The organism is Bradyrhizobium sp. (genome assembly GCF_028868675.1).
GTDB lineage: Bacteria > Pseudomonadota > Alphaproteobacteria > Rhizobiales > Xanthobacteraceae > Bradyrhizobium.
The window spans coordinates 1-8,146 of record NZ_JAGWUA010000209.1 but is presented as its reverse complement, the minus strand read 5'-3'; the positions used below and the strand labels follow the sequence as shown (position 1 = coordinate 8,146).

Genomic DNA, 8,146 nt, shown 5'->3' with positions numbered 1-8,146 from the left:
TCCGCGAACAGCGGATAGACCGTGAAGGGCAATACGCTGAGCAAGAGGCTCCAGCCGCCGGTGCGGCGCAGCGCCTCCATCAGCATCGCCCACATCACGAGGCCAGCGGCGATCACGGTTTTCGGCGCGCCGCCGAATTCCCAGCCGGCCTCCGCCGCCTTGCGCACGCTCGACATCAGCACGATGGCCGAGCCGAAGGTCAGCACGAAGCAGGCGAGATCGTACCAGGGCACACGGTCGAGCGGTGCGGTCTCGGTGCCCGGGAAGATCAGGAAGGTGAACGGCAGCATCAGGGCGATCAGGAGATAGAAATACTCCGTGTTGAGCTGGGTGTAGCCGATGAAGAAGCGCAGCGAGAATTGCTGGTTGATGCAGAGCAGGATGGTCGCAGCCGTCGCGACCACCAGTGCCCAGCGCCAGAGGCCCTGCAGCGACCGCACCCGCGTGACCTCGGCCTCCTGCAGATTCTGGATGTCGCCGTGGGGGTCGTCGAACACGATCCGCTTGGTCTGCTCCTTGGGGCCGTCGGATAGTGAAACGGAGGACATCGGCGATCCCGTCGGTTGGTGGGGCCTTGCGTTCGGACTAGTCCTCGAACCCGTTCGGCATGCCGGCCTTGGCGAGTGCGGCGGTGCGCGCCTTCATCCAGCCGTCGAGGAAGGCCTTGTCGTCCGATGGCGGGTTGCCCTTGCCGTAATCGGTCCAGGCGGCGGTCAGCACCTCCTGGCGCTTGAGCAGCTTGTTGTTGTGCGCCTCCTGGTCGTCGCTCCACTGGCCGGCTTCCTTCAGCGCCTTCACGGCGCCCGGATGCACCGGCACCACCCAGTTCCTGGTCTGGCGGTCGGCGGCAAGCCCGCTCGCGCCGGGGGTGGCGTCCTTGTAGACGTCGTAGTTGACGATCATCGCCTTGGTGATGGCGTAGACGAGGTCGGGCGACTGCGAGGCGTAGGCGACGAAGATCGGGTAAGGATAGTTGCCGAGCTCGATCGGCTTCTCCTTGGAAATGCCGGCGCCGCAGGTCGCCAGATGCGGGAAGAAGAACGAGCCGACCTTGTGCATGCGGGCCCAGCCTTCCGCGTCTGCCTTCGGCAGCGGCGGCCAGATCAGGCCGCGCGGCGAGGTTTCGGCCTCCTTGGCGGGTCCGGTGATGGTGGTGGCGAAGGCGGCGTCGACGTCGTTGTTGATCAGGCCTTTCCACATCGCGCCGTAGCTCGAGAACTCGACCGCCTTGACGTCGTTCTTGGTCAGGCCGCCGAAGGCGAGCACCGCGAGTGCGTTCTGGTTCAGCGCAGGTGAGCCGACCACGAAGCCGACGCGCTTGCCGCGGAGATCCTTGATCTCCGTGACGCCGGTGTCCCTGGCGACGCCGAGCGAGCCGGCGTTGCAATCGACCGACGACAGCACGAGCTGCAGCGGCTGCGGCCCCCATTCCTTCGCGCCGAACTCGAATACGCCCTCCTGCGCGAAATAGGTGCCGGAGCCCATCGCGGAGGAGACCGCGCGATTGGTGCGCAGCGGCTGCAGCCGCGCGACGTCGTTGCCGGCGGGCAGCACCCGCAGGTCGGTGCCGTACTTCTCCTTCATCATCTTGCCGACGGCGACCGCGATGTTGAAGCCGGCGGTGCCGGTGTCATAGGCGGTGAAGGTCAGCGTCGGCGGCAGCTTGACGTCTTCGGCGTGCGCGGCCGCAATGGAAAATCCCGCGAGCAAGATGGGCGCGAGCGCCAGCATCCGACGAATCATATCTCCCTCCCATCGTCTCCGCGTTCCCCGCGCAGACCTTGTTTTGATTGGGAGGGATCATGTCACCGGGTTCTGGCGATGGCAACGCCGCACCTAAGATGCGTCTACACGCTAGGCGCCCGTAATGACGACAGATTGTCGCGGGACGGGATGTCGGCGAGAATACGCGTCAGCTCTCGACGATGGCGATCGCCTGACCTTCGGCAACGACGTCGTCGAGCCGGACGAGAAGCAGCTTGATGGTGCCGGCTGCGGGCGAGGGCACCGGGATCTCCATCTTCATGGCTTCGATGAATGCAACGTCATCGCCATCCGCGACGCTTCCTCCAACCTCCACGGGAATTGCGCAGACGCGCCCCGCCACTTCGGTCACGATCTTGATATCTGGCATGCCAATCGCCTTTTTGTTGTCGCCGCAAAATGCCTGAGGTAGTTTCTTCTGCAAGTGGAATTTAATTCCGCAGAGTGAAATTGAGGGAACATGGGAAGACGCTCGGAGCGGTTGAGTAAGCTGGGCATGCTCGCCGGCGATGGTTCAGGCGAGGGTGACGTCATTCAGGTGGTGTCGCGCGCCTTCGACGTGCTGCGATGCTTCGAGGGTCACGAGGCGCGGCTCGGCAATCTCGAGATTTCCAACCGCTGCGGATTGCCGCGATCGACGGTGTCGCGCCTGACCCACACGCTGACGCGGATGGGGCAGCTCGTGTACCTGCCGCGCGACCAGAAATATCGGATCGGGCCGAGCGCGGTGGCGATGAGCTCCTCGATGATGAAGGGCCTGCAACTGCGCAACTTGATCCGCCAGCGCCTCGCAGACGTCGCCGAGCAATTGCCGGGTACCGTCGGCTTCGTCATCCCCGATCGCTTCCATCTCGTCTATTTCGAGTTCGCCCGCTCGGCGAGCGCGCTCGGCCTGCACGAGGTCACGGGCAGCCGGATCTCGATGGCGTCGACCGCCGCGGGCGCGGCCTATACGGCGGCGCTGCAGCCGGAGATCGGCGACGCCCTGATCGCGGAGATGGGGCGCGAAGTTCCCGATGCCGCAAAGATTCTGAAGCCGCGCATCGAGGCCAACCGCCAGTTCCTGCGCGAGCACGGCTATGTCGTGGCCTGCGGCCTGTGGAGCCCGCACATCAACGGCCTTGCTGTGCCGCTGTGGTCGCCGCAATACCAGACCGTCGTGGTGGTCACGATCGGACTGCTGGCGGCGATGTATGACGAGGAGCGGCTGCACAGGGAGGTGGCGCCGCAGATGATCGAACTGGGGCGCGCGGTGGGCGGCCTGCTGGAGGGCGCCGAGGGCGACTTCTTCAACAATCGCCTGGAGCGAAAGCCGATTCCGGTGACGGCTCATAACAACAACAAGCCCATCAAGTCGGAGGGAGTGAATGACCTGGAAGCCGGAACTCGACGAGCTCGCTCGGCGCGAAGCCTTCGCGCGCGAGATGGGAGGCGTTGACAAGGTCAAGCGACAGCATGACCAGGGCCGGCTCACCGTCCGTGAGCGCATCGACAGACTGATCGACACGACGAGCTTTCACGAGATCGGCGCCGTCTCCGGCACCGGCGAGTACGATGCGCATGGCGAACTCAGGCACGTGACGCCGGCCAACTGCATCTTCGGCCGCGCCAAGATCGACGGTCGCACCGTGGTGGTGGTCGGCGACGACTTTACCGTGCGCGGCGGCTCGGCGGACGCCTCGATCTCGGCAAAACCCCTGATGGCGGAGGAGATGGCGCACGATTTCCGCCTGCCGATCATCCGCATCATCGAGGGCTCCGGCGGCGGCGGCTCGGTCAAGACGATCGAGACCAAGGGCGCGGCCAATCTGCCGGGCGGCATCGGCGGCACGCGCTGGTACCGATTCACGATCGAGAACATGTCGCAGGTGCCGGTGGTCGCGCTGGGGCTGGGTTCGGTCGCGGGGCTGGGCGCGGCGCGGCTGGCGGCCAGCCACTATTCCATCATGACGAAGACTTCCGCGATGTTCGTCGCGGGACCGCCGGTGGTGAAGCGCCTCGGGCAGGACCTCTCGAAGCAGGACCTCGGCGGCGCCGAGATCCAGACCCGCGCCGGCGCGGTCGACCATGCGGTCGAGACCGAGGAGGAGGCGTTTGCCTGCGCGCGGCGCTTCCTGTCCTACCTGCCGTCGTCGGTTCACGAGCTGCCGCCGACGCTGCCCTGCACGGACGATCCCGAGCGCGTCGAAGAGACCTTGATGAAGGCCGTGCCGCGCAGCCGCCGGCAGGTCTACAAGATGCGTCCGATCATCGAGGCCGTCGTCGACAAGGGCTCGTTCTTCGAGGTCGCCGCCAGTTTCGGCAAGCCCGTCATCGTCGGGCTCGCGCGGCTCGAGGGCCGCGCGGTGATGGTGCTCGCGAGCGACCCCTTCCACTATGGCGGCTCCTGGACGGCGGACGCCTGCCAGAAGGTGGTGCGCTGGGTCGACTTCGCCGAGACCTTCCATCTGCCGGTCGTCTATCTCATGGACTGCCCGGGTTTCATGATCGGGCTCGACGCCGAGAAGTCGGCGACCATCCGCCATGGCGTGCGCGCGATGGCCGCGGTGAACCAGACCACGGTGCCCTGGTGCACGATCATCCTGCGCAACGCCTTCGGCGTTGCCGGCGTGGTGCATCAGCCGGCCGACCGCTTCTCGATCCGTTACGCCTGGCCGTCGGCCTATTGGGGCTCGCTGCCGCTGGAAGGCGGCATCGAGGCCGCCTACCGCGCCGACATCGACGCGGCGGAGGATCCGGCGGCGAAGCAGAAGGAGATCGAGGAACGCCTGAACAGGCTGCGCTCGCCGTTCCGTTCCGCCGAAAAGTTCTGGGTCGAGGAGATCATCGACCCCCGCAAGACGCGGTCCTTGCTGTGCGAGTTCGCGAGGCTGGCGGAGCCGCTGCGCAAGGTGGGGCCGCCGGCGAACATGACGACGAGGCCGTAGGCTTTCTCGTCATTGCGAGCGCAGCGAAGCAATCCAGCCGTGGCGGAGGCGGTCTGGATTGCTTCGGAGCTCACGCTCCTAGCAATGACGCGTCTGAGGCGGGGGCCTCCTCACGCCACCGCGGGCTTTGGCTGCCGCGAGATCGTCAGCGCAATCAGCGCGGCCACGACGCACAGCGCCCCCGCCACGAAGAACGCAGGCAGATAGCTCGCAAGCCACGTGCGCGACAGGCCGGCGCCGAAGGCGGCGGTGCCGGCGCCGAGCTGGTGGCCGGCAAAGATCCAGCCGAACACCAGATTGGCGCGCTCGGGGCCGAACTTCTGCGCCGTGAGCCGCACCGTCGGCGGCACGGTGGCGATCCAGTCCAGCCCGTAGAACATCGCAAACAGCGACAGGCCGTAGAAGGAGAAATCGCTGAACGGCAAGAACACCAGCGAGAGCCCGCGCAGCCCGTAGTACCAGAACAGGAGCCAGCGATTGTCGTAGCGATCCGACAGCCAGCCCGACAGGATTGTGCCGAAGAAGTCGAAGATGCCCATCGCCGCCAAGAGGCTCGCCGCCTGCACCTGGGGGATGCCGAAATCGAGGCACATCGGGATCAGGTGCACCTGGACGAGACCGTTGGTCGAGGCGCCGCAGATGAAGAAGGTCGCAAACAGGATCCAGAACACGCCGTTCTTCGAGGCATCGCGCAGTGTGCCGAGCGCCACCGCCGCGATGGGTGCGTTGCTGATCGGCGGCGCGGGCAGGGGCTCGCTGCCCTCGTCGCCGAACGGGCGCAGGCCGACGTCGCTCGGCCGGTCGCGCATGACGAGCGCCACGGCCGTGGCGCTGACGCCGAGCATGATGCAGACGAAGGCGAGCGCAAACCGCCAGCCGAAGCGTTCGGTGAGGCTCGCGAGCAGCGGCAGGAACACGAGCTGTCCCGTCGCGACGCTCGCGGTCATGATGCCGACCACCAGGCCTCGCCGCGCGGCGAACCAGCGCGTCGCGATGGTCGCGCCCAGCACCAGCGCGGTCATGCCGGTGCCGATGCCGATCACCACGCCCCACAGCAGCATCAATTGCCAGACCTGCGTCATGGCGAGCGAAGCGACCAGCGCGGAGACCACGATGAGCTGGGCCGTCAGCGTGACGTTGCGCAGTCCGTAGCGGTTGAGCAGCGCCGCGGCGAACGGCGCCATCAGCCCGAACAGGATGAAGCGGATCGACAGCGCGGACGAGATTTCCGCGGTGCTCCAGCCAAATTCATTCTGCAGGGGAACGATGAACACGCCGGGTGCGCCGACCGTGCCGGCGCTGATCAGCGCGGCGAGAAAGGTCACGCCGACCATCACCCAGCCATAGTGGATGTTGCGACGGAAAAGGACGACCGCGAGCCAGTTCGAGATCATGGGGCCTCGGTTGTGTGGTTCCGGAGTTCGAAGGGAGTGCCGGGTGAGATTACGACCATCATATTACGTGTCGCAAGAAAAGCAACGGCGACCGTCATGACGAATTGCCGTGTCCCGGATCAGGATTTTGAGCGAAACCGATTATGCCAACGCGGTCATTGCGAGAAGCGCAAGCGACGAAGCAATCCAGACTGTCGCCGCACTGGCAGTCTGGATTGCTTCGCTCGCAATGACGATGTGGCGGCAGCCTACCGCTTCCGGTCCAAAAACCCCTGCATCAGCCGCGTCGGCTCGTCGGTCAGGAACGACTGGCCGAACGCCTTGACGCTGAGATTGACCGACTCGGTGAGCGGCAGTTCTTCCCATTGCCGCAGCAACGCCTTCTGCGCCCGCAGCGCCTCGGGGCCGCAGGCGAGCAGGCTCTTGACGGTGTGTTCGACGGCGTCGTCGAGGCCTCCCGGCGGCGCCACAGTGTCGACCAGGCCCCAGGCCAGCGCGGTCGGCGCGTCGATGTTCTCCGCGGTCATCACCAGCCAGCGCGCGCGGCCCCAGCCGATCAGTCGCGGCAACAGCGCGGCATGGATCACCGAGGGGATGCCGACTCGAACCTCCGGCATGCCGAAACGCGCGTCAGGCGCCGCGATCCGGAAATCGCAGGCCGCAGCCACTTCCAGCCCGCCGCCAAGGCACCAGCCCGGCATCCGGGCGATCACGGGGGCGGGGAAGGCGCGCACGGCCTCGCAGAGATCGCGCAGGCGGCTGATGAAGGCTTCGGCGGAAGCCTGGTCGAGCTTTGCCATCTCCTTGATGTCGGCGCCGCCGATCATGCTCTTCTCACTCTGGCCGCGCAGCACGACCGCGCGGATGCCGCGGTCGTGCGCAAGCTGCTGCAGGCCTGCGCGCATGGCGTCCGTGACGGGCGAGCCGAGAATGTTGAGGGAACCCGCGTTGCAAATGCTGACGTGGACGACGCCCCGCGCATCGCGCGTGACGCCGCAATGGGGATTGAGCATGTCCATCGGCGGTCTCGACAGTGTGGGGTGCGCCATGCGCGCGGGTCGGCGCACTTCCTCGCCCTAACGACGCGCTTGTCAAGCTCCGCCGCCTGACCGGCCGCACCGAGGGTTTTGGTTCGCGGCAGGAACGGGACGATCCCGCGGTGCACACGCAAACCTTTTGGTCATTCGACCAAATAGGTGCAGCATTTTCCGCCGTGAAGTGCTACAAATATCATTATATGACTACAAACATGCAATGAGAGCCGGATGCGCTATTCCCGGGAACACAAGCAGGACACCCACGACCGGATCGTGAGGAAGGCCTCGGTGCGGCTGCGCGAGAAGGGCGCCCACGGCATCGGCGTCGCCGACCTCATGAAGGAGGCGGGCCTTACCCATGGCGGCTTCTACGCGCATTTCGATTCCCGCGAGGCGCTGGTGATCGAGGCCTTTGCCTATGCGATGGACCGCTCGATGGAGCACTGGAAGGAACTCGCCGAAGGGACCGCGCCGGGGAAGCGTCTGCCGTTGATGGCGGAGACCTATCTCACGGCTCTGCATCGCGACGATCCCGGCCATGGCTGTTCGATCCCGGCGCTCGGCGCCGAGATCGCGCGCGAAAGCCCGAAGACGCGCAGGGCGTTTGCCGCCAAGATCGACGAGATGATCGACATGATGGCCGATCAGATCACGGGAGTGCCGCGCAAGGCGGCGCGCAAACAGGCGATCGCGACGCTCGCCACCATGGCCGGCACGCTCTTGCTGGCGCGCATCGCCGGCTCCGGCGAATTGTCCGACGAGGTGCTCAAGGCCGGCAGGGACGGCGCGGTCGAGAGTGCGCGCAAGACGCCCGCGAAGAGGCCGCGGCAGAACTAGATCGGGATGTTGTAGATTTCATGGGGCGGTGAGCGTGGCCTTTCCGATAGGTTTGGGTTTCCTCGCTCGAACCCACGGAGAGTCAGATGCAAGCATCGACCATAGGCACGCCCACCGCCGGCCATAATGGCACAATTTTTGTTGCGATCGAACTCAGCCAGAAGACATGGCTGGTGACGCTGCACAG

At 65.9% G+C, this 8,146-nt stretch carries 7 protein-coding genes and 1 pseudogene; 3 read left to right on the top strand and 5 right to left on the bottom strand.

Annotated features, from left to right (window positions below):
- The 3 genes and pseudogenes from KGM94_RS21195 to KGM94_RS21185 form a co-directional block, all read right to left on the bottom strand.
- Positions 1 to 548 (bottom strand): annotated as a pseudogene (locus KGM94_RS21195) (TRAP transporter permease); the annotation flags it as partial.
- A gap of 37 nt (positions 549 to 585) precedes the next feature.
- Positions 586 to 1,743 carry a TAXI family TRAP transporter solute-binding subunit gene (locus KGM94_RS21190; RefSeq protein WP_300263776.1) on the bottom strand — a complete coding sequence of 386 codons (1,158 nt, stop codon included), beginning with the start codon at positions 1,741 to 1,743 and terminating at the stop codon, positions 586 to 588.
- A 169-nt stretch (positions 1,744 to 1,912) separates the two neighbouring features.
- Positions 1,913 to 2,188, bottom strand: coding sequence for an acetyl-CoA carboxylase biotin carboxyl carrier protein subunit (locus KGM94_RS21185; protein ID WP_300263774.1), 276 nt, complete (start codon positions 2,186 to 2,188; stop codon positions 1,913 to 1,915).
- Between the two features lie 36 nt (positions 2,189 to 2,224).
- Here KGM94_RS21185 and KGM94_RS21180 point away from each other — a divergent pair, with 36 nt between their 5' ends.
- Both KGM94_RS21180 and KGM94_RS21175 read left to right on the top strand, forming a co-directional pair.
- Positions 2,225 to 3,202 (top strand): helix-turn-helix domain-containing protein, encoded by a 978-nt coding sequence (locus tag KGM94_RS21180; protein ID WP_300263771.1) that lies wholly within the window; start codon positions 2,225 to 2,227, stop codon positions 3,200 to 3,202.
- Positions 3,132 to 4,691 carry a carboxyl transferase domain-containing protein gene (locus KGM94_RS21175; protein WP_300263769.1) on the top strand — a complete coding sequence of 520 codons (1,560 nt, stop codon included), beginning with the start codon at positions 3,132 to 3,134 and terminating at the stop codon, positions 4,689 to 4,691. Before KGM94_RS21180 ends, KGM94_RS21175 begins: the two co-directional genes overlap by 71 nt.
- A 110-nt stretch (positions 4,692 to 4,801) precedes the next feature.
- Here the strand turns inward: KGM94_RS21175 and KGM94_RS21170 are convergent, their stop codons facing one another.
- Both KGM94_RS21170 and KGM94_RS21165 read right to left on the bottom strand, forming a co-directional pair.
- On the bottom strand, positions 4,802 to 6,085 hold the full coding sequence (locus KGM94_RS21170) for an MFS transporter (RefSeq protein ID WP_300263767.1): 1,284 nt from the start codon (positions 6,083 to 6,085) through the stop codon (positions 4,802 to 4,804).
- Positions 6,086 to 6,333: 248 nt separating this feature from the next.
- Complete coding sequence (locus tag KGM94_RS21165; RefSeq protein WP_300263766.1) at positions 6,334 to 7,104, bottom strand: enoyl-CoA hydratase; 771 nt, start codon at positions 7,102 to 7,104, stop codon at positions 6,334 to 6,336.
- Between the two features lie 246 nt (positions 7,105 to 7,350).
- On the opposite strand from KGM94_RS21165, the gene KGM94_RS21160 reads away from it, so the two are divergent.
- Positions 7,351 to 7,959: a TetR/AcrR family transcriptional regulator gene (locus KGM94_RS21160; protein WP_300263764.1), complete on the top strand. Its 609-nt coding sequence runs from the start codon at positions 7,351 to 7,353 to the stop codon at positions 7,957 to 7,959.
- Positions 7,960 to 8,146 lie beyond the last annotated feature (187 nt).

Excerpts from the sequence above, each read along its gene's own strand:
- KGM94_RS21190 (WP_300263776.1), bottom strand. The coding sequence starts at position 1,743 with ATGATTCGTCGGATGCTGGCGCTCGCGCCCATCTTGCTCGCGGGATTT.
- KGM94_RS21180 (WP_300263771.1), top strand. The coding sequence starts at position 2,225 with ATGGGAAGACGCTCGGAGCGGTTGAGTAAGCTGGGCATGCTCGCCGGC.
- KGM94_RS21175 (WP_300263769.1), top strand. The coding sequence starts at position 3,132 with ATGACCTGGAAGCCGGAACTCGACGAGCTCGCTCGGCGCGAAGCCTTC.
- KGM94_RS21170 (WP_300263767.1), bottom strand. The coding sequence starts at position 6,085 with ATGATCTCGAACTGGCTCGCGGTCGTCCTTTTCCGTCGCAACATCCAC.
- KGM94_RS21165 (WP_300263766.1), bottom strand. The coding sequence starts at position 7,104 with ATGGACATGCTCAATCCCCATTGCGGCGTCACGCGCGATGCGCGGGGC.
- KGM94_RS21160 (WP_300263764.1), top strand. The coding sequence starts at position 7,351 with ATGCGCTATTCCCGGGAACACAAGCAGGACACCCACGACCGGATCGTG.